The organism is Methylobacterium sp. 275MFSha3.1, assembly GCF_900108435.1.
In the GTDB taxonomy this organism is placed as follows: domain Bacteria; phylum Pseudomonadota; class Alphaproteobacteria; order Rhizobiales; family Beijerinckiaceae; genus Methylobacterium.
In genome coordinates this window covers 116,151-135,487 of record NZ_FNWP01000014.1, presented here as the reverse complement: position 1 = coordinate 135,487, position 19,337 = coordinate 116,151, and the positions used below count along the sequence as shown (strand labels likewise).

Here is a 19,337-nt window from a genome sequence, read left to right as displayed (position 1 = left end):
GGTGCGTCGATGCGGGTGCGCGGTACGGGTCAGATGTTGCGGACGCTGTCGCGCGTCGCGCTCATCGGCATCATCGGCGGTGCGGCTGCCGCCTGTTCGTCGGACGCGTCGCGTCTGACGAACCCGTTCTCGAACCCGTTCGACTCGGAACCCTCCGCGACCGGCAGCCTGCCGGACGGGAGCCTCAAGTCCGTCCCGCCGGTCCGGACGGGCCGCATCCAGTCGGAGGCGCTCGGCGCCCCCGCCGCCGCGCGGCCGTCCGCCGCCGCGACGCCGGTTCAGACCAACGCCGTCGCCCCCGCGACCCGCGTCGCATCGACCGGCAAGGTCGGCTGGAGCGCCGAGGGTGGCACGCAGATCACCGTGTCGCGCAACGACAGCCTGAACCAGATGTCGACCCGCTTCGGCGTGCCCGCTTCGGCGATCCTGGCCGCCAACGGCCTGAGCAACGCGAACCAGATCACGCCCGGCCGCCAGATCGTGATCCCGGTCTACAACGCCTCCGGGCTGAACCCCGCCGCGTCCCCGATGACCGCCCGGCCGGCCCGGGCCGCTGAGGAGAAGCGCGAGGACGCCAAGCAGGTCGAGAACAAGATCGCGACCAAGCGCGAGGAGGCCAAGGAGGCCGCCAAAGAGGCCGCCCAGAAGCTGGCCGAGGCGAAGGCCGCCAAGGAGGCAGCCCAGAAGGCCGCCGCCGCCGAGAAGGAGGCGGAGCGCAAGGAGGCACTCGCCCGCGACGCCGCCGCCCGCAAGGTCGCCGACGCCAAGACCCGCAAGGACGTCGCCCTGAAGGAGGGCGAGAAGCCGAAGCACGTGCGCCCGGGACAGGTCGCCAAGGCGGACGAGAAGAAGGCCGACGAGAAGAAGGCGGATCCGAAGGCCGAGGCCAAGGCGAAGGCCGAGGCGAAGGCTCAGGAGGCCAAGGCCGAGGCGAAGGCCGCCGCGAAGGCGGAGGCCGCCCAGAAGCTCGCCGAGGCGAAGTCCGCCAAGGAAGCCGCCCAGAAGGCCGCCAAGGAGGCTGCCGCCGCCGAGAAGGTCGAGAAGGTCGCCGCCAAGGAGGCGCCGAAGGCGGCCCCGGTCGCTGCCGCGCCGGCCAAGCCCGAGCCCGCCGCCACCGGCTCGGTGGCCGAGGCGACGGAGAACTTCCGCTGGCCCGCCAAGGGCCGGGTAATCTCCGGCTACGGCACCTCCGGCAACGAGGGCATCAACATCGCCGTGCCGGAGGGTACTCCGGTCAAGGCCGCCGAGGAGGGCACGGTCGCCTATGCCGGCTCCGACGTGAAGGGCTACGGCAAGCTGGTCCTCGTGCGCCACGCCAACGGCTACGTCTCGGCCTACGCCCATAACGGCGAGATCGACGTGAAGCCCGGCGAGAAGGTCAAGCGCGGCCAGACCATCGCGAAGTCCGGCGCCTCCGGAAACGTGACCTCGCCGCAGCTGCACTTCGAGATCCGCAAGGGCGGCGCGCCCGTGGATCCGATGTCCCAGCTCGCCAGCAACTGAGACGGACCGCGCGGGGCCGAGGCCGGCCCGCGCGGCACCGAACGAGACGGCAAGATGCGGCGGCGGTCCCGGACGGGGCCGCCGTTTCGCGTCGTCCGCCGTCCGGCCGCCCCGGCTCGCGACCCGCGCCGGCTGTCCTAAGCCTTCGGCGCCTGCAGCGTCCCCTCGGGGCTGTGACGGTCGACGGTCTCGGGCAGGGCCTGCGCCAGGGTCGGGAACAGCTGATCCATCGGAACGCCGAGCTTCTCCGCCATCTGGCGCACCTGCTCGTTGTCGAGGACCTTGCGCAGATCCTCGGCCGTGATCGGCTCGTTCGGGCCGCGGCCGAGCCAGGAATTGACCTGGCTCTCGTAGCCGGAGCGCCGGAGCTGATCGAGCAGCGCGTTCAGTCCGCCGGGCAGCACCTGCTGGATCACGCCCGGCAATGCCTTCAGCACGATCTGCCCCAGCGAGCCGCCGAGAGTGTTGAGCAGACTCATGTGGACCCCCGTCGAATGGTCAGTGGCGCGAGGCTAGAGCAATCTCCGCGAAGCGGGAGAGGCCGGTGGTCCGCGACGCGCCGGTGTGAACCGCAATTTAGTCGACAGCGATCGGCCTCTGGCCCGGAATGCCGTCCGGGACATCGGTCCGCGGTCGGCTCTCATGAAATCCCTGGCGCTGTCATGTGTGCTCGCGCTCGCGTCCGTCTTCGCGGCGTCGTCCGACGCGGAGACGGCGCGCCCGGCCCAAGAGCGCCCGCTGGCGGATGCCGTCTTCGTTCGGCCGCTCTACGGGACGTACCGCCATTGTGGCGGCTCCTGCCTGAAGAGCGGCGAACTGTCGTGGTTCTGCTTCGCCAGGCAGAGCTGCCACCTGAGCTGCGCGACCGCGCCGCCGCAGATGAAGTGCGCCGCCCCGTGAGGTGGGCGATCAGCGGACCTGGGTACTGAAATTCGGCTGCGGCTTCAGCGTGCCGTTCTCGCTCTGGTCGGCGACCGCCGCGGGCAGGAACTCCGCCAGCACTGTGGGGACCCGCGCCTCCGGAACGCCGAGATCGTACGCGAGGCGCTCGGTCACGCCCTGCGGCAGGCAGGCCGCGATGGCGCTCTCCGGCACCGACTGCCGCGCGCCCGAGCCGAGCCAGGATGTCACCGCCTCCCCGTGCCCGGTCTCCCGCAGGCGTTCGAGGAAGGCCGGGAGGCCGCCGGGATAGAACTTCGCCAGCGACAGGGCGAGCTTGCCGCTGCCGGTCTCCTCCAGGGCCCGGTCGGCCGCCGCAACCACATCGCCGATCAGGGTCTTCGCACCGTCGAGCAGGCCCATGGTTCTCCACCGTCGCGCTTCTTCGTCGCAGGGTGAAGTCGGGCGCCAACCGGCGACGGCAAGCGCGTGCGGCAATTGCGCGGCGAACCGGCTAGGATCCCGGCATCGCGAACCCGGGAGCCATCGATGAAGCGCGTGCGGGCCGGCGTCCTGGAGGTCGCCTATCTCGAGTCCGGTCCGGCCGGCGGGCCGACGGCGGTGCTGCTCCACGGCTTCCCCTACGACGTTCACGCCTGTGCGGCCGCGGCCGCGCAGCTCGCCGCCGACGGCGTGCGCTGTCTCGTGCCGTACCTGCGCGGCTACGGGCCGACGCGCTTCCTGGATGCCGCCACGCCGCGCTCAGGCGAGCAGGCGGCACTCGGGGCCGACCTGCTCGCCTTCCTCGACGCCCTCGGCGTCGGGAGCGCCGTGCTCGCCGGCTACGATTGGGGCGGCCGGGCCGCCTGCGTGGTGGCGGCGCTCTGGCCGGACCGGGCCCGGGGCCTCGTCAGCTGCGGCGTCGGCTACAACATCCAGAACATCCCGGCCGCCAGGCGGCCGGCCGCGCCGGAGACCGAGCACCGCCTCTGGTACCAGTACTATCTCCACGGCGAGCGCGGCCGCGCCGGCCTCGCGGAGAACCGGGACGCCTTCTGCCGCCTGCTCTGGCAGCTCTGGTCGCCGACCTGGGCTTTCGACGCGGAGACTTTCGCGCGGACCGCCCGCGCCTTCGACAATCCCGACTTCGTCGACGTGGTGGTGCATTCCTACCGCCACCGCTTCGGCCTCGTTCCGAGCGATCCGGCGCTGGTGGCGATCGAGGCGCGGCTGGCGGCCCAGCCGGCGATCGCCGTGCCGTCGATCGTCCTGCTCGGCGGCGATGACGGCGTCGGGCCGCCGCCCGCCACGGATACCGACGCCCGCCGTTTCACCGGCCCGTACCGGCGTGAGATCGTCGCGGGGGTCGGTCACAACTTTCCCCAGGAGGCGCCGGACGCCTTCGCGGCGGCCATCCGCGCCCTGCTATGAGCGCGCCGCCGATGCCCGGCGGTTCGGCGTTGCTTTCGGGAAGCCCCTGGCTATAGTCCGCGCGCTTTTCGACAGGTCTGCGGGCGCCACATCCGGCGGCAGGCCTGCGCGCCATTCGCAGGAGACGCTCGTTGATCACCCCCGCCTTCGCGCAAGGGGCCGGTGCGGCCGCTGGCGGAGCGGAGATCGCCTTTCAGGTGGTCCCGTTCGTCCTGATCTTCGTGATCATGTACTTCCTGATCCTGCGACCGCAGCAGAAGCGGGTCAAGGACCACCAGGCGCTGCTCAAGTCCGTGCGCCGGGACGACACGGTCGTCACCAACGGCGGCCTCGTCGGCCGTGTGACCAAGGCTTCGGACGACCAGGCCGAGATCGAGGTCGAGATCGCCCCGAACGTGCGCGTGCGGGTGGTCCGGTCGATGATCTCCGAGGTCCGCGCCAAGGGCACGGTGAAGGCCGCCTGATTCCCGGTTGAACCGGCCGGCGCCGCGCGCCGGCCCAAAAGAGAAAAAGACGGCCGATGCTGCGCTTCTCCCGTGCGAAGATCATCGCGACACTGGGCCTGATCCTGGTGGGGCTGATGCTCGCCGTGCCGAGCTTCTTCTCGCCCGAGCAGCGCAAGAGCTTCGTCGCCAGCCTGCCCCCCTGGTTCCCCAGCTGGGTGGTGCCGACGCGCGCGATCGTGCTCGGCCTCGACCTGCAGGGCGGCTCGCAGCTCCTGCTCGAGGTGGACCAGAACGAACTGATCGCCTCGCAGGCGAAGGCCCTGCGCGACGACGTGCGCCGCGTGCTCCAGCAGGAGAACGTCCGCGCCGACGGCGGCATCGGCCTGCTGCCGCGCGGCGTGCAGGTGAAGATCGACGACGCCGCCGCCCGGGCCAAGGTCCTGCCGAAGCTCCAGGAGCTGTCGCAGCCGATCACCACCTCGATCGGCCAGACGGCGGCCCGCACCCTCGACATCGCCGAGCAGCCGGGCGGGGTGATCCGCCTGACCCTCACCGATGCCGGCATCACCGACCGCACCCGCCGGGCCGTGAGCCAGGGCATCGAGGTCATCCGGCGCCGCCTCGACTCGACCGGAACCACCGAGCCGTCGATCCAGCAGCAGGGCGCGGACCGGATCCTGATCCAGGTGCCCGGCGAGCAGAACCCGGAGCGGCTCGAGAAGCTGCTCGGCTCCACCGCCAAGCTCGAGTTCCGCATGCTCGCCGACAGCCCCTCGGGCGACGTCGACATGCTGCCCTCCAAGGACGAGAAGGGCGCCAAGGTTCCGGTGGAGCGCCGGGTCATGGCCGACGGCGGCGAGCTGACCGACGCGCAGCCGTCCTTCGACCAGCAGTCCCACGAGCCGATGGTGAGCTTCAAGTTCAACCTGCGCGGCGCGCAGCGCTTCGGACAGGCGACCTCGGAGAATATCGGCCGGCGCATGGCAATCGTGCTCGACAACGAGGTCGTGTCGGCCCCGGTGATCCGCTCGGCGATCACCGGCGGCTCGGGTCAGATCACCGGCAACTTCACCGTGCAGCAGGCCAACGATCTGGCGGTCCTGCTGCGCGCCGGCGCGCTGCCCGCGAAGTTCACCGTGGTCGAGCGCCGCGTCGTCGGCCCGGGCCTCGGCCGCGACTCCATCGAGGCCGGGAAGCTCGCGACCCTGGTGGCGGCGGCCCTCGTCGTGACCTTCATGTTCGCGACCTACGGGACCTTCGGCTTCATCGCCAACATCGCCCTGATCGTCCACGTCGGGCTGATCCTCGGCCTGATGTCGGTGCTGGAAGCGACCATGACGCTCCCGGGCATCGCCGGCATCGTGCTCACCATCGGCACCGCGGTGGATTCGAACGTGCTGATCTACGAGCGCATGCGCGAGGAGCAGCGGGCCGGCCGCTCGCTGATCTCGGCGCTGCAGGCGGGCTTCGACCGGGCCTTCGCCACCATCATCGACTCGAACTCGACCATGGCGATCGCTGCCCTGATCCTGTTCTTCCTCGGCTCGGGCCCGGTGAAGGGCTTCGCCGTGGTCTTCATCCTCGGCATCCTCACCACGGTCATCACCGCGGTGACGCTGACCCGGATGATGATCGCGGTGTGGTACAATACGTTCCGGCCGAAGACCCTGCCGTTCTGATTAGTCTGGGAGGCCATCGAAGGAGCGCGGACGGCGCGACGTGACCCCCCTGTCCCGCACGGGAGAGGGGACCCGCGCCTCGACCGTCCTCCATCGCGATGTCCGCGAATAGAGTACCGACCATGCGCCTGCTCCGCCTCTGGCCCGATGAATCGCATTTCGACTTCATGCGATTCCGGCGCTTCACCTTCCCGCTCTCGGCGGTGCTGTCGCTCGCGACCGTGGCGCTGTTCCTGACGATCGGCCTGAATTTCGGCATCGACTTCAAGGGTGGCACCCTGGTGGAGCTGCAGGCGAAGTCCGGCACCGCGGACGTGGCGTCGATCCGGCACACGGCCGCGGGCTTCGGCTTCGGCGAGCCGGAGGTGCAGGAGCTCGGCAACCAGGGCACCGTGCTGGTCCGCCTGCCGCTCCAGCCCGGCGAGCAGGGCCAGACCGCGGTGATGAACAAGGCGCACGCCGCCTTCGACAAGGATTACGATTTCCGCCGCACCGAGACCGTCGGTCCGCGCGTCTCCGGCGAGCTCGTCCAGTCGGGCACGCTCGGCGTCGTGCTCTCCGTCGTGGCGGTGCTGCTCTACCTCTGGTTCCGGTTCGAGCGGGAGCTGGCGCTCGGCGCCATCGTGGGCACCCTCCACGACATCGTGCTGACCGTCGGCGTGTTCATCATCAGCCGCATCGAGTTCAACATGACCTCGATCGCCGCGATCCTGACGATCGTCGGTTACTCGCTGAACGAGACCGTGGTGGTGTTTGACCGGACCCGCGAGCTCATGCGCCGCTACAAGACCATTCCGACCGTCGACCTGCTCAACCTGTCGATCAACTCGACCATGTCGCGCACGGTGATGACGTCGATCTCGTCGGCGCTGTCGCTGCTGGCGCTGGTGCTGTTCGGCGGCGAGGCGATCAAGGGCTTCGCCGTGGTGATGCTCTGTGGCGTCCTGATCTGCACCTACTCGGCGATCTTCGTCTCGACGCCGGTGTTGATCTATCTGGGCCTGATGCTCTCGGGCGCCCGCGCGGCCTCGGAGCGGTCCGGCGTCCCGCAACCGGCGGAGTAGTCCCTTTTCCCAGATGGCCGATCAGCCAAGTCCGAAGAGCTTCGACTCCGGCTTCGTGCCGGGGCGGCACATCATCGACACCTACGGCAACGGCGGCTTCCGCTTCGCCGGGATGTCGCATCGCGGCTCGATCTTGCTGCTGCCCTCCGGGGTCCGCGCCTGGGAGGTGACGGAGCCGCGAGCCATCGACCGCACGGCCCTGCGCCCGGTTCAGGCCGAGGCCGGCGGCATCGAGCTGCTGCTCGTCGGGACCGGCCTCGACATCGCGGCGATCGATCCCGCGCTCCGTGGCTGGCTGAAGGATCTCGGCGTCGGCCTCGACGTGATGCAGACCGGGGCCGCGGCGCGGACCTACAACATCCTGGTGGCCGAGAACCGCAAGGTCGCCGCCGCGCTGATCGCGGTGGCCTGATGCCGGAGGTCGACGGCCAGACCGCCGAGACCGGGCTCGCCTTCGCGCAGTCCCACTGCGAGGGCCTCGTGCGGGCCGGCGACCCGGACCGCTACTACGCGACCCTGTTCGCCCCGGCCGCCGCCCGCCCGCACCTCTTCGCCCTCTACGCCTTCTCGTTGACCATCGCGCGGGTGCGCGAGGCCGTCTCGAACCCGATGGCCGGCGAGATCCGCCTGCAATGGTGGCGCGACGCCCTGCAGGGCGAGGCGCGCGGCGACGTGCGCGCCAACCCGGTGGCGGCGGCCCTGGAGGAGGCGATCCGGGTGAACCGCCTCGGCCGCCAGCCTTTCGTCGACCTGATCGACGCCCGCGTCTTCGACCTCTACGAGGACCCGATGCCCCGGGTGAACGACCTCGAGGGCTATTGCGGCGAGACCGCCTCGGCGCTGTTCCGGCTGGCGAGCCTCGTGATCGGCAACGGCACCGAACCGGGCGGTGCGGGCGCGGCCGGGCATGCCGGCGTGGCGTACGGCATCACCGGGCTCCTGCGCGCCGTACCCTGGCACGCCCGCGCGGGGCAAGTCTACCTGCCGGCCGACATCCTCGGCCGCTACGGCGTCACCCGCGAGGACATCGTCACGGGCCGCGGCGGGCCGGGCTTGCGCCGGGCCTGCGCCGACCTGCGCGCCCTCGCCCGGCAGCACCTGAAGGCCTTCGAGGCGGCCCGCCCGACCATCGCGCCCTCGGCGGGCGCCGCCTTCCTGCCCACGGCCCTGGTGGAGCCCTACCTCGCCGCCATGGAGCGGGCCTCCTACGACCCGCTCAACACGCCCGTCGAGCTGCCGCGCTGGCGCCGGCTGTGGCGGCTGTGGTGGGCGGCGCGGCGCGTCGGATAGCGGCGGCGTCTTTGCGAGCGGGGCGAAGCAATCCAGCGGCGCCACGCTTGCGGAGGGCGCGCGGCCACGGGTCGCTTCGCTGCGCTCGCGATGACGGAGGGCTGTCAGAGTACCTGCGCCAGTCCCGGCACCAGGGGCGCCAGACGCACCGGCGCGCCGAGTTCCGGCACGGCCTCCGGCGTCGCCAGCACCGCCACCCGGCAGCCGCCGTCGCCGCGCAGGCCCGTCACCAGCCGTCCGCCCGGTTCCAGGGCCGCGCGCCAGTGCGATGGGATCGTTGGGACGCTGCCGTGGACGAGGATCCGGTCGAAGCCGCCGTCCGGCAGGTCCGGAGCCAGGCCGTCCGCCCGGACCACATGCACCTCGGACAGGGCCGCGAGCCGCCGCGTCGCCGCCCCGGCCAGCGATGTGTAGCGCTCCAGGCTGAGCACCGCCCCGGCGCCCAGCTGGGCGAGCAGCGCGGTCACGTAGCCCGAGCCGGTGCCGATCTCCAGGACGCGCTGGCCGGGCTCGAGCCGCAGCTGCGCCAGCATCAGCGCCACCGTCGACGGCGCCGTCATCGAGGCGCCGCACGACAGCGGCAGCGCGATGTCGCGCCGCGCGTGCTCCCGATGCGGCGGCGGCGCGAAGGTGTCCCGCGGGACCTGCTCCATGGCCCGCAGCACCGCGGTGTCCCGCAGGCCGCGACCCCGGAGCGCCATCACGAAGGCCGCGTTGCCGGCAGCCTCCTCCAGGCTTCCCAGATCGATCGACGTCCTTTCGATCACTCGGCGAAGGCCTGCGCGAAGCGCGTCAGCGTCGGCTCGTCGGTGAGGTCGAGGCGCAGGGGCGTCACCGAGATCCGCTTCTCGGCGATGGCCTTGAGATCCGAGCCGTGGCCCGGCTCGAACCGGGCCTTGGCGAAGGCCAGCCAGAAGTACGGGTTGCCGCGCCCGTCGACACGCGCGTCGATCGACAGCAGCGCCTGGTTGCGGAAGCCCTGCGCCGCCACCGCGACGCCCTGCACCTCGGCCGGCTCGCAGTCCGGGAAGTTCACGTTGACCAGGATGCCGGGCTCGATCCCGGTCTCCAGGATCTTCCGGACGACCTTCGCGCCGTGCGTCCGGGCGCAGTCCCACTTGAGCGCGCCGCGCCCGCCGGCGCCGTAGGCCTGGCTCATGGCGATGGAGCGGATGCCGAGGATCGTCCCCTCCATGGCGGCCGCGATCGTGCCCGAATAGGTCACGTCCTCGGCGACGTTCTGGCCGCGATTGACCCCCGACAGGACGAGGTCCGGCCCGTGATCGCCCAGGATGTGGCGCACGCCCAGGATCACGCAGTCCGACGGCGTGCCCTTCACGGCGAAGCGCTGCTCCGAGACCTGCCGCAGCCGCAGCGGGTCGTTGAGCGAGAGCGAGTGCGACACGCCGGACTGGTCGCTCTCCGGCGCCACGACCCAGACGTCGTCCGAGAGCTCTTTGGCGATCTCCTCCAGGGTACTGAGCCCCGGCGCGTGGATGCCGTCGTCGTTGGTGACCAGGATGCGCATCAGCGGGTGCCCTCGATCCGGTTGAGCCCGCCCATGTAGGGGTGGAGCACCGACGGGATGGTGATGCTCCCGTCCGGGTTCTGGTAGTTCTCCATCACGGCGATGAGCGCGCGGCCGACCGCGACGCCCGAGCCGTTGAGCGTGTGGACATAGGCCGGCTTGCCGTCCTTGCCCCGGTAGCGGGCGTTCATCCGCCGGGCCTGGAAGTCGCCGCAGACCGAGCAGGACGAGATCTCGCGGTGGGTGCGCTGGCCGGGCACCCAGACCTCGATGTCGTAGGTCTTCTGGCTGGCGAAGCCCATGTCGCCGGTGCAGAGCGTCATCACCCGGTAGGGCAGATCGAGCTTCTTCAGCACCGCCTCGGCGCTGGTCAGCATCCGCTCGTGCTCGTTGGCGGATTCCTCCGGCGTCGTGATCGAGACCAGCTCAACCTTGCTGAACTGGTGCTGGCGCAGCATGCCGCGGGTGTCGCGCCCCGCCGCCCCGGCCTCGGCCCGGAAGCAGGGCGTCAGGGCGGTGAAGCGCAGGGGCAGCTCCTCCTCGCGGAGGATCGCCTCGCGCACGAGGTTCGTCAGCGGCACCTCGGCGGTGGGCACGAGCCAGAAATGCTCGTCGCTGACCGGCGCGGCATCCGCGCCCGCCTGCCCCTGCAGCGACCTGACGTAATCGAGGCCCTTGAAGACCGAGAACTGGTCGTCCTCGAACTTCGGCAATTGCGCGGTGCCGAACATGGCGGCGTCGCGCACCAGCACCGGCGGCGCCACCTCCAGGTAGCCGTGCTCCTGCGTGTGCAGGTCGAGCATGAACTGGCCGAGCGCCCGCTCCAGCCGGGCGAGCTGGCCCTTCAGCACCACGAAGCGCGAGCCGGACAGCTTGGCCGCCGCCTCGAAATCCATCAGGCCCGCGGCCTCGCCGAGCTCGAAATGCTCCTTGCCCTCGGTCAGCCGCTCGCGGGTCGCGGCGTGGCTGCGATAGAGGACGTTGCCGTGCTCGTCCGCGCCCTCGGGGACGTCGGGCTTCGGCCGGTTCGGGATCGCGGCGAGGCGGTCTGCCAGGGTCTTGTCGGCCGCGTCCTGCGCCGCCTTCAGCTGCGGCTCGGCGCCCTTCAGGGCCGCGACCTCGGCCATCAGGGCGGCGGCGCGATCTTCGTCCTTGGCCTTCTTGGCGCCGCCGATCTCCTTGGCCAGCGCGTTGCGCCGCTCCTGGTTGGCCTGCGCGGCCGAGACGGACGATTTCCGCGCCTCGTCGAGGGCGATCAGCTCGGCCGAGAGCGGCGCGAGGCCCCGGCGCTGGAGGTCGCGGTCGAAGGCGTCCGGGTTCTCCCGGATGGCGCGGATGTCGTGCATCGAGTCGGCTCGGGTCTTCTGCGCGGCGTCGAGCGCGCGGGTCCCGCTTTGCCGCATCGCGTCCGGTGGGACAAGCGCGCGGGAGCGTCCGAGCCGGCCGTCAGCCCTTCGGCGGCGCGAGCTTCAGCTGGTCGATCGCCCAGAGCCACGTGCCGTCCGCCTGCTCGCGGGCGACCTCCACCGAGAACGCGCCGTTGGACAGCCGCGCGAAGGTCATGGCCAGCGCGCCGTTGCGCAGCGGCGGCGGCGTTTCCGGCGCCGGGAAGTCGGATTTGCGCGCCAGCAGGTCGGCGTAGAAGGTCCGGATCTCGGCGTGGCCCGTGGCGACGACGCGACCCGCCGCCAGCACCGCGTCGGGCTCGTAGAGGGCGACGAGGCCCTCGACGTCGCCGGCATTGGCGCGCTGATTGAACAGGGCGGCGAGCGCCTCGGGGGCGCGGGCGGGCTCTCGCGTCTGGTCCTGCATGGCGTCTCCTCACTCCGGGCATTGCGGCCATTGCGGCCATCGCGGCCGTTCGGTGCTGCGGCAATGCGCCGGGCGGCCGATCTTTCCCCGACGCGCGTCATTTCAGGCGCGTGCCGTGGCGGTCGGCCACCGACACGGCGACCGGAATCCCGGCCTTCACGCTCTCCGAGACGGTGCAGAACCGCTCGAACTGCTCCAGCACCCGGTCGATCCGCGGCATGTCGGCGGCGGCGGCGCCGAGCTGGATGTGGACGCCGATCCCGGTGAGGCGCAGCCGCCCTCCGGCGTTGCGCTCCACCCGGCAGGACGCCTCGGCCGCGACGCCGCGCGCGTCCTGGCGGAACTTGCCCAGGGCGAAGACGAGGCTGGCGCAGAGGCAGTTCGCGACGCCGGAGATCAGGAGCTGCTCGGGAAACGGCCCGGTCCCGTCGCCGATCGGGGGCGCCTCGTCGGTGCGCAGCGCCGGGAGGGCCGCGCTGAAATCGACCGTGAAGACGTAATCCGCGACCTGGGTGATCCGGATCGTCGGTTCCGCTTCCATCGATACTCCCCGGAGGACGTTTCGGCGCGACCGGCCGGGTATACCAACGCTCGATCCCGGTTCGCGTTCGGGAGGACCGCGCCATGCGTCCGGAAACGGATGATTTCCCCGGTTCTTCCCCGTAGAACCGGCCGCCTGACCTACCCGCACGCGAACCCCCCGATCCGATGACGAGCCCCGCCACCCTCGACACCCTGATGCCGCTCCTGGAGCGCATCGCCACCGCGCTGGAGCGGACCGCGCCCGCCGTCCCGCCAGCCTTCGACCCGAGCGCTGCCGACGCGTTCCTGTGGGGGCCCGAGCGCCGGCTGACCCCGGTGCCGCAGGTGGCCCGGGTGGAGATGGGCCTGCTCACCGGCATCGACCGGGCGCGCGACACCCTGGTGGAGAACACCGAGCGCTTCGCCCGCGGCCTGCCGGCCAACAACGCCCTGCTGTGGGGCGCCCGCGGCATGGGCAAGTCCTCGCTGGTCAAGGCGGCCCACGCCGAGATCAACGCCCGTCGGCCCGCCGGCAGCCTGCCGATGAAGCTCGTCGAGATCCACCGCGAGGACATCGAGGCGCTGCCCGACCTGATGGCCCTGCTGCGGCCGGACCCGCACCGCTGGCTCGTCTACTGCGACGACCTCTCCTTCGACGCCGACGACACCTCGTACAAGTCGCTCAAGACGGCGCTCGACGGGGGCATCGAGGGGCGGCCGGGGAACGTGCTGTTCTACGCGACATCGAACCGCCGCCACCTGCTCGCCCGCGACATGGTGGAGAACGAGCGCTCGACCGCCATCAACCCCGGCGAGGCGGTGGAGGAGAAGGTCTCGCTCTCGGACCGGTTCGGCCTCTGGCTCGGTTTCCACAAGTGCAGCCAGGACGAGTACCTGGCGATGATCCGCGCCTACGCCGACCGCTACGGCCTCGCCGTGGCGCCGGACCAGCTGCGCGCCGAATCCCTGGAATGGGCCACCACCCGCGGCTCGCGCTCGGGCCGGACCGCGTTCCAGTTCATCCAGGACCTGGCCGGGCGGCTCGGCAAGACGCTGGACTGAGGGGCGCCGCCGAGCTCCTGTCGTCATCCGCGTCCTGGTTGATGGCGTCGGCCCCGCCGTCTTTGCGAGCGGAGCGAAGCAATCCAGGCAGCGCCACGCCTGGCAATGTCGCGCTGCCCTGGGTCGCTTCGCTCCGCTCGTGATGACGGAGGGCGCGCTAGCGCCCGCTCGACCCGAACCCGCCCGCGCCCCGCTCCGAGCCGGGGCCGGGCGCGCCCTCCAGCACGGTCAGCGCCGGCCGCGTGATCCGCGTGAAGACGAGCTGCGCGATCCGCTCGCCCGGCTCGATCCGCACGGGCTCGGATGCGTCGCGATTCCAGGCGGAGACCAGCAGCGGACCCTCGTAATCCGCGTCGATCACACCGGTGCCGTTGCCGAGCACCAGACCGTCCCTGTGTCCGCGGCCCGAGCGCGGGAAGATCAGCCCGCACCAGGCGGGATCGCGGATCAGCACGCTGACCCCCGCCGGGATCAGGACCGCCTTCCCCTGAGGCTGCAACTCCAGGGGCGCGTCGAGGCAGGCGTGCAGGTCGAGGCCGGCCGCGGCCGACGAACCCCAGCGCGGGAAGCCCCAGCCCGGAAGGCGCGGGTCGAGCAGCCGCAGCCCGACCTCCGGCAGGTCGCTCACGCGGTCATCCGCGCGATCGCCTCGGCCATGGCGAGCGTCCGCCGGGCGGCCTCGACGTGGAGGCGCTCGACCATCTTGCCGTCCACCGCGATGACCCCGCGCTCGCGGTTCTCCGGCGCGTCGAACACGTCCATCAGCCGGCGGGCCTGCGCGATCTCCTCGGCATCCGGCCCGAAGGCGGCGTTGGCCGGGCCGATCTGGCTCGGGTGGATCAGCATCTTGCCGTCGAAGCCGAGGTCGCGGCCCTGCGCGCACTCGGCCTCGAACCCGGTCGCGTCCTTGAGGTCGGTGAACACGCCGTCGATCGCATCGATCTCGTAGGCCCGGGCGGCGGCCAGGACGTTCATCAGCCAGGGCAGCAGGGCGGCCCGCCCCGGCGGCCGGATCCGCGACGCCTTCAGCAGGTCGTTCGGGCCGATCACCAGGGCGCCGAGCCGGCCGTCCACGTCCCGGGCCGCGCCCGCGATCTCGGCGGCGTTCACCACCGCCATCGGCGTCTCGATCATCGCCCAGACCCGCGTCGCCAGGGGCGCGCCGAGGCGGCGCAGGCGGGAGCCCACGGCGATCAGCGCGTCGGAGGTCCGGACCTTCGGTACCAGGATCGCGTCCGGGGCGGCCGGCGCGAGCGCCACGAGGTCGGCCTCGCCGTCCTCGGTCTCCGGCGGGTTGATGCGGACCACGACCTCGCGCGGGCCGAAGCCCCGCGCGGCGACCGCGGTGGCGACCTGGGCGCGGGCCGCCGCCTTCGCGGCGGGGGCGGTGCCGTCCTCGAGGTCGATCAGGATCACGTCGGCGGGGAGCGACCGCGCCTTCTCCAGCGCCCGGGCGTTGGAGCCCGGCATCGCCAGCACGCTGCGACGGGGACGGATCTCGCTCATCACGCTTCTCCCGGGCCGGCGGCGCCCTCGGCGACGCGGATAGCTTTCCGCGCGCATCCCGGCAAGAACGCGAGCAAGAACGCCCGGCGAGAACAGCGGCCGCGCGGACGGCGGCGGAGAAACGGCATGGCGCGCTGGATCGCGGGACTGGACGGCTGCCGCGGCGCCTGGGCGGGCGCGCTCCTCGACCTCGACGACCCCGACCGGCACCGCTGCGCCCTGTTCCCCGACGTCGCCGCGCTCCTCGACGCGCCGGAGCGGCCCGGCATCGTCGGGATCGACGTGCCGATCGGGCTGCCCGACCGGATCACCGGCGGCGGCCGCGGCGCCGACCGGGCCGCGCGCGCCCGGCTCGGGCCGGCGCGGGCCTCGGTGTTCCCGATGCCGCCGCGGAGCGCGGTCTACGCCCCCGACTACGCCGCCGCGAAGGCCGCCTCGCGGGCCGCGAGCGACCCGCCCTTCGCGCCGTCGATCCAGGGCTACAACATCTTCCGCTACGTCCGCGCGGTCGACACGCTCCTGCGGGAGCGCCCGGAGGCGCGCGCGCGGGTCCACGAGGTGCATCCCGAGGTGGCCTTCCACGCCCTCAACGGCGGCCGGCCGCTCGGCCTGCCCAAGAAGGGCAGGCGCGCCCGCGAGGGGCTGGACCTCCGGCGGGCGCTCCTCGCAGCGGCGGGCCTGCCGAACGCGCTGATCGGGTCCCGGGTCAAGGGCGTTCCGGAGGACGACCATCTCGACGCGCTGGCTGCCCTCGTGGTGGCCCGCGACATAAGCCTCAGACAGGCCGTGCCGCTGCCGGATCCGCCCGAGCGCGACGCCTTCGGGCTCCCCGTCGTGATCTGGGCACCGGCGCCCCGCCCGCCGTCCTGAACCGGCGCCCCGCACCTCCGCCGGGCGCGTCGGCGACCGCAACGTGCTGTTTTGCACGCAGGCCCGCGCGCGGCCGGTGTCCGTCCCCGGCGCGCGCTCTAGCTCTGGCTGCATGAGCGCCGCGAACCCCCTGCCCGTCCGACACATCGCCCGCGCGATCGTCCTCGATCCGCGGGACCGGATCCTGCTCATCGCCTACACGTCGGTCCACGCGAGGGGGCCGGACGGGGCGCCGCTCCGGTTCTGGTTCATGCCCGGCGGCGGCCTTGAGCCCGGCGAGGACCACGTCACCGCCTGCCGGCGGGAACTCGAGGAGGAGATCGGCCGGGGCGACGCCGCGATCGGCCCGCAGGTCGCGGCCTGCGACGGCCCGTTCCACCTGTTCCGTCAGGCACGGGACGCCCGGGAGCGCTACTTCCTCGTCCGCCTGCCCGACGACCGGGTCGACACGAGCCGGCTCGCCGAGACCGAGGACAACCCGCTGATCGGGACGCGCTGGTGGCCGCTCGACGAGTTGCGCGCCAGCGGTGAGCACGTCGAGCCGGCCGGTCTCGCGGATCTGGCGTCGGACCTCGCGCGCGGGACTATTCCGGCCCAGCCGCGCGTTCTTGCTTGGCGAGGACTTTGATTTCACTCCCGCTGTCGCGGATTTGTCTAACTGGAGACGACTTTATGTTCCCCGTCTACCTGACCGAAGGCTACCGGTCCTTCCTCCTCGACCGCTTCCCGACCGAGCGTCGGCGCTTCGCGCAGCTCGCCTCGACGCAGAATCCGGAGATCCTGGTCATCAGCTGCTGCGACAGCCGGGTCTCGCCCAGCGCGATCTTCAATGCCGGCCCGGGCGAGCTGTTCACGATCCGCAACGTCGCCAACCTCGTGCCGGTCTACCAGCCGGACGGCCAGTATCACGGCACCTCGGCGGCCCTGGAATTCGCCGTCCAGGCCCTGGAGGTGAAGCACATCGTCGTCCTCGGGCATGCCACCTGCGGTGGCATCAAGGCCTGGGCCAACAAGGCGAAGCCGCTCTCGCCCGGCGACTTCATCGGCAAGTGGGTCTCGCTCGTGGGTCAGGCCGAGGACAAGGCCGGCGATCCCGCCGCGCCGAACTACCTGACCAAGCTGGAACATGCCGTGGTCGTCCAGAGCATGGAGAACCTGCTGACCTTCCCGTTCGTGAAGGAGCGGGTCGACGACGGCCGCCTCGAGATCCACGGCGCGCATTTCGGCGTGGCCAGCGGCTCCCTGCTGGTGCGCGATCCGCAGTCCGGCGAGTTCAAGCCGCCGATCGACACGACCGGCCAGTCGGTCCGTTCCGTCGCCGCCATCGCGTGCGAGTGAGCGCACGGCGCGGGCGCTGAGATTCGGGACCGGTCGGCCGGTCCCGGATCCGATGATGCTGGGACGCGCCGGCGCGTCCGCGAAGGTCGTTCGCCGCGGTCGGCCGGCGATCATCCTGGCTCGAACAGCCATCGACATGAGAAAGGCGGCGGGCTCGCGCCCGCCGCCTTCTCGTTCGGCCCGGCCGAGGCCGGGCCGCCGAAATCCGTGCCGCTTACATGGCGCCCGGGAGACGCTCGGCCTGCTGCAGGTGCATCTGCAGGGCCGGCAGGGCCTGCTGGGCGTAGTTGCGCAGGGCCGGGTTCGGGCCGCCCTGAGCGTAGGCCTGGGTCATCGCGATGGTCATCTGATGGGCCTGGATCTGCTGCGACGCGTACAAGCGGTCGAAGCGCGCGCCGGCCGGGGCGGCCGAGAGCTGGGCCAGCATCGCCTGCTGCTCCGGGTTCGGCGGGACGATCGTCGAGGCGCCGGTCGCCATCACGTCGCCGCGGCCGATCTGGCCACCCGCGGCGGCGCCGCGCGCCGCGCCGGCACCCGCGCCCTCGAGGCCGCCGACCGGGCCGCCCGCCAGGGTGCCGCCGACCACGCCGGTCGCCGCGCCGACGCCGGCGCCCACGGCGCTGCCCGCCACCGCGATCGGGGCGGTGACCAGGCCACCGAGGCCCGGATCGCCGGCGACGCCGTTCATCTGGCCGCCGGCCAGGGCGACGTTGGCGGCGCGGTGGTCACGGAGCACCTCCTGGGCGTAGGAGCGGATGCGCGGGTTGCGCGACTTGGACAGGGCGATCTGCGAAGACTGGATCTCGAAGGCGTTCGCCTGCATCGACTGCATGCGGAAGTCGTTGGCGCTCTGGGCCATGGCCGGGGTCGACAGCGCCAGGACGAGCGCGGACGCGGCAGCGTAGTTCTTCAGCATCGGGACCTCTGTTCGAGATGGGCACGCGAACCGCGGAAGGACGCCGCATGTGCAGCACGGACGCCTCGGCATACGACGTCGCAGGCAACTCGGAGCCGGCGGGTTCGCGAATTGGTCCGTCAACGAGGCTATCGGCTTATGGTTCCTGCCGTTTTCGCATCGGACAATACGGTTCCCGAGCGGATCTAATCCGGCGCGCGTGCCCTCTCGGTGGATCCCGCAGGATGCCGATCGCGCTCCTCCGGGACGGTGGCCTCGGCGGGTGGGTCCTTCCGGCCGCACCTCCGGGCAGGGCTCGAAGCGCGACGCGCGCGGGCAGCCCGTGATCGTCGTCGCCGTCCAGATCGTCCGCGCCGCCGCCGCCCTCATGGTGGCATGGCACCACGCGCGGCACGAGGCGGGCCTCCTCGCTGACCGGGGCGCCGGCCCGGCGCTCGATCCCGCGACGCTGCTGCCCTGGTGGGGCGGGGTCGACCTGTTCTTCGTGATCTCCGGCTTCGTCATCGTCCATGCCGGCGGCCGGCTCGCGGGCCGGTCGGGCGGCCGCGCCCGCTTCCTCGCCCACCGGGTCGCCCGGGTGGTGCCCCTCTACTGGCTGGTGAGCCTGCTCTACCTCGTCCTGGCGCTGGCGCGGCCGGACCTCCTGGGCGAGGCTGCCGCGCTGGTGCGCGACCCGGTCGCCCTCGCGGCGAGCTTCCTGTTCTGGCCGGCGGCCCGCCCCGACGGCACCGTCCAGCCGCTCTACGGCCTCGGCTGGACCCTGAACTACGAGGCGGCCTTCTACGCACTCTTCGCCGCGGGTCTCGGCTTCGGGCGGCGCGGCGCCGTCGCGTGGCTGTGCGGGAGCTTGGCCGTCCTCGTGGCGGTCGGCGCCTTCGTGCCGGGCCTGCCGGTGCCGCTGCGCTTCTGGTCGGATCCGATCGTACTCGAATTCGCCGCCGGCGCCGGTCTCGCCCTCGCCTGGGGCGCGGGGTTCCGGCCGGCCCTCCCCCTGCGGGTCGGGCTCGCGGTGCTGGGCGTGCTGGGGCTGATCCTGGCCGCGCGGGTGCTCGCGGGTCTCAGCGAGGCCGACGGGTTCCTGCGCCCGCTCCTCGTCGGCGGGCCGGCCGTCCTGCTGGTGGCGGCCGCCCTCGGGCCACCCCGCGACGCGGCCGCGGTCGCGCGGCTGCCGTCCCCCGTGCGCGGGCTCGTCGCGCTCGGCGACGCGTCCTACGCCCTCTACCTCGTGCACCCGTTCGCGCTGCGCCTCGTGCGCGAGGCGCTGCTCCGGCTCGGCCTTGCCCCCGCCCTGCATCCCTGGGCCAGCATGGCGCTGATGCTCGCGGGCAGCGCCGCGGCCGCGCTCGTGGTCCACCGCCTCGTCGAGCGGCCCCTGACCCGGGCCCTCCGGAGGTGGCTCGATCCGGGCGCGCCGCAAAACCGTGTGCGCGCCGTGCCGGCCCCGGTTCCACCGCGCGGCCGGGAGGATTAGCCTCGCCTGCCCGAGGAGAA

The 19,337-nt window shown here is 72.3% G+C and carries 23 protein-coding genes; 13 read left to right on the top strand and 10 right to left on the bottom strand.

All coding sequences use genetic code 11. From position 1 onward, the window contains the following. The first annotated feature begins 9 nt into the window (after positions 1–9). The gene (locus BLW78_RS17970; protein WP_091681177.1) at positions 10–1,503 is read left to right on the top strand and encodes a peptidoglycan DD-metalloendopeptidase family protein; all 1,494 of its coding nucleotides are present in this window, start codon (positions 10–12) and stop codon (positions 1,501–1,503) included. A 137-nt stretch (positions 1,504–1,640) separates the two neighbouring features. Here the strand turns inward: BLW78_RS17970 and BLW78_RS17965 are convergent, their stop codons facing one another. Next, positions 1,641–1,982, bottom strand: coding sequence for a YidB family protein (locus BLW78_RS17965; RefSeq protein ID WP_091681175.1), 342 nt, complete (start codon positions 1,980–1,982; stop codon positions 1,641–1,643). 163 nt (positions 1,983–2,145) lie between these two features. Here BLW78_RS17965 and BLW78_RS17960 point away from each other — a divergent pair, with 163 nt between their 5' ends. Then, on the top strand, positions 2,146–2,403 hold the full coding sequence (locus BLW78_RS17960; RefSeq protein WP_091681173.1) for a hypothetical protein: 258 nt from the start codon (positions 2,146–2,148) through the stop codon (positions 2,401–2,403). Between the two features lie 9 nt (positions 2,404–2,412). Here BLW78_RS17960 and BLW78_RS17955 read toward each other — a convergent pair whose 3' ends face one another. Beyond that, the gene (locus tag BLW78_RS17955; protein ID WP_091681171.1) at positions 2,413–2,805 is read right to left on the bottom strand and encodes a YidB family protein; all 393 of its coding nucleotides are present in this window, start codon (positions 2,803–2,805) and stop codon (positions 2,413–2,415) included. 126 nt (positions 2,806–2,931) lie between these two features. Here BLW78_RS17955 and BLW78_RS17950 point away from each other — a divergent pair, with 126 nt between their 5' ends. The 6 genes from BLW78_RS17950 to BLW78_RS17925 all read left to right on the top strand — a co-directional run bounded on the left by BLW78_RS17950 (position 2,932) and on the right by BLW78_RS17925 (position 8,292). Further along, a complete protein-coding gene (locus BLW78_RS17950; RefSeq protein ID WP_091681169.1) occupies positions 2,932–3,813 on the top strand; it encodes an alpha/beta fold hydrolase in 882 nt (293 codons plus the stop codon). Between the two features lie 131 nt (positions 3,814–3,944). Continuing rightward, entirely contained in the window at positions 3,945–4,277 is a 333-nt protein-coding gene (yajC, locus tag BLW78_RS17945) for a preprotein translocase subunit YajC (RefSeq protein ID WP_020094208.1), read from the top strand. 56 nt (positions 4,278–4,333) lie between these two features. Continuing rightward, a complete protein-coding gene (secD, locus tag BLW78_RS17940) occupies positions 4,334–5,938 on the top strand; it encodes a protein translocase subunit SecD (RefSeq protein ID WP_020094207.1) in 1,605 nt (534 codons plus the stop codon). 122 nt (positions 5,939–6,060) lie between these two features. Continuing rightward, positions 6,061–7,002: a protein translocase subunit SecF gene (secF, locus tag BLW78_RS17935; protein WP_012319245.1), complete on the top strand. Its 942-nt coding sequence runs from the start codon at positions 6,061–6,063 to the stop codon at positions 7,000–7,002. 13 nt (positions 7,003–7,015) lie between these two features. Continuing rightward, on the top strand, positions 7,016–7,414 hold the full coding sequence (locus BLW78_RS17930) for an Mth938-like domain-containing protein (RefSeq protein WP_091681167.1): 399 nt from the start codon (positions 7,016–7,018) through the stop codon (positions 7,412–7,414). Further along, entirely contained in the window at positions 7,414–8,292 is an 879-nt protein-coding gene (locus BLW78_RS17925; RefSeq protein WP_091681165.1) for a phytoene/squalene synthase family protein, read from the top strand. The genes BLW78_RS17930 and BLW78_RS17925 overlap by 1 nt, the downstream gene beginning before the upstream one ends. 104 nt (positions 8,293–8,396) lie before the next feature. Here BLW78_RS17925 and BLW78_RS17920 read toward each other — a convergent pair whose 3' ends face one another. The 5 genes from BLW78_RS17920 to BLW78_RS17900 all read right to left on the bottom strand — a co-directional run bounded on the left by BLW78_RS17920 (position 8,397) and on the right by BLW78_RS17900 (position 12,173). Beyond that, positions 8,397–8,993, bottom strand: coding sequence for a protein-L-isoaspartate O-methyltransferase family protein (locus BLW78_RS17920; RefSeq protein ID WP_091681216.1), 597 nt, complete (start codon positions 8,991–8,993; stop codon positions 8,397–8,399). 62 nt (positions 8,994–9,055) lie between these two features. Then, entirely contained in the window at positions 9,056–9,820 is a 765-nt protein-coding gene (gene surE / locus BLW78_RS17915; RefSeq protein ID WP_091681163.1) for a 5'/3'-nucleotidase SurE, read from the bottom strand. Next, positions 9,820–11,166, bottom strand: coding sequence for a serine--tRNA ligase (serS, locus tag BLW78_RS17910; RefSeq protein ID WP_091681214.1), 1,347 nt, complete (start codon positions 11,164–11,166; stop codon positions 9,820–9,822). The genes surE and serS overlap by 1 nt, the downstream gene beginning before the upstream one ends. A 100-nt stretch (positions 11,167–11,266) precedes the next feature. Then, complete coding sequence (locus BLW78_RS17905; protein ID WP_091681161.1) at positions 11,267–11,632, bottom strand: YybH family protein; 366 nt, start codon at positions 11,630–11,632, stop codon at positions 11,267–11,269. A gap of 97 nt (positions 11,633–11,729) precedes the next feature. Continuing rightward, positions 11,730–12,173, bottom strand: a complete 444-nt coding sequence (locus tag BLW78_RS17900; protein WP_020094199.1) for an OsmC family protein — start codon at positions 12,171–12,173, stop codon at positions 11,730–11,732. 167 nt (positions 12,174–12,340) lie between these two features. On the opposite strand from BLW78_RS17900, the gene BLW78_RS17895 reads away from it, so the two are divergent. Then, positions 12,341–13,216, top strand: a complete 876-nt coding sequence (locus tag BLW78_RS17895; protein ID WP_020094198.1) for an ATP-binding protein — start codon at positions 12,341–12,343, stop codon at positions 13,214–13,216. Positions 13,217–13,373: 157 nt separating this feature from the next. On the opposite strand, the gene dut is transcribed toward BLW78_RS17895, so the two are convergent. Further along, positions 13,374–13,844: a dUTP diphosphatase gene (gene dut, locus BLW78_RS17890; protein ID WP_020094197.1), complete on the bottom strand. Its 471-nt coding sequence runs from the start codon at positions 13,842–13,844 to the stop codon at positions 13,374–13,376. After that, positions 13,841–14,722 (bottom strand): HpcH/HpaI aldolase/citrate lyase family protein, encoded by an 882-nt coding sequence (locus tag BLW78_RS17885; RefSeq protein ID WP_091681159.1) that lies wholly within the window; start codon positions 14,720–14,722, stop codon positions 13,841–13,843. Before BLW78_RS17885 ends, dut begins: the two co-directional genes overlap by 4 nt. A gap of 126 nt (positions 14,723–14,848) precedes the next feature. Between BLW78_RS17885 and BLW78_RS17880 the strand changes: the two genes are divergently transcribed. From BLW78_RS17880 to BLW78_RS17870, 3 genes are all read left to right on the top strand, one after another. Continuing rightward, positions 14,849–15,592, top strand: coding sequence for a DUF429 domain-containing protein (locus BLW78_RS17880; RefSeq protein ID WP_091681157.1), 744 nt, complete (start codon positions 14,849–14,851; stop codon positions 15,590–15,592). A gap of 112 nt (positions 15,593–15,704) precedes the next feature. Continuing rightward, positions 15,705–16,220, top strand: coding sequence for an NUDIX hydrolase (locus BLW78_RS17875; protein WP_020094194.1), 516 nt, complete (start codon positions 15,705–15,707; stop codon positions 16,218–16,220). Positions 16,221–16,264: 44 nt separating this feature from the next. Beyond that, entirely contained in the window at positions 16,265–16,930 is a 666-nt protein-coding gene (locus BLW78_RS17870; RefSeq protein WP_020094193.1) for a carbonic anhydrase, read from the top strand. Between the two features lie 214 nt (positions 16,931–17,144). Here the strand turns inward: BLW78_RS17870 and BLW78_RS17865 are convergent, their stop codons facing one another. Beyond that, positions 17,145–17,846 (bottom strand): DUF4142 domain-containing protein, encoded by a 702-nt coding sequence (locus BLW78_RS17865; RefSeq protein WP_020094192.1) that lies wholly within the window; start codon positions 17,844–17,846, stop codon positions 17,145–17,147. Between the two features lie 322 nt (positions 17,847–18,168). Between BLW78_RS17865 and BLW78_RS17860 the strand changes: the two genes are divergently transcribed. Next, on the top strand, positions 18,169–19,317 hold the full coding sequence (locus tag BLW78_RS17860) for an acyltransferase family protein (protein WP_091681212.1): 1,149 nt from the start codon (positions 18,169–18,171) through the stop codon (positions 19,315–19,317). The last annotated feature ends 20 nt before the right edge of the window (positions 19,318–19,337 follow it).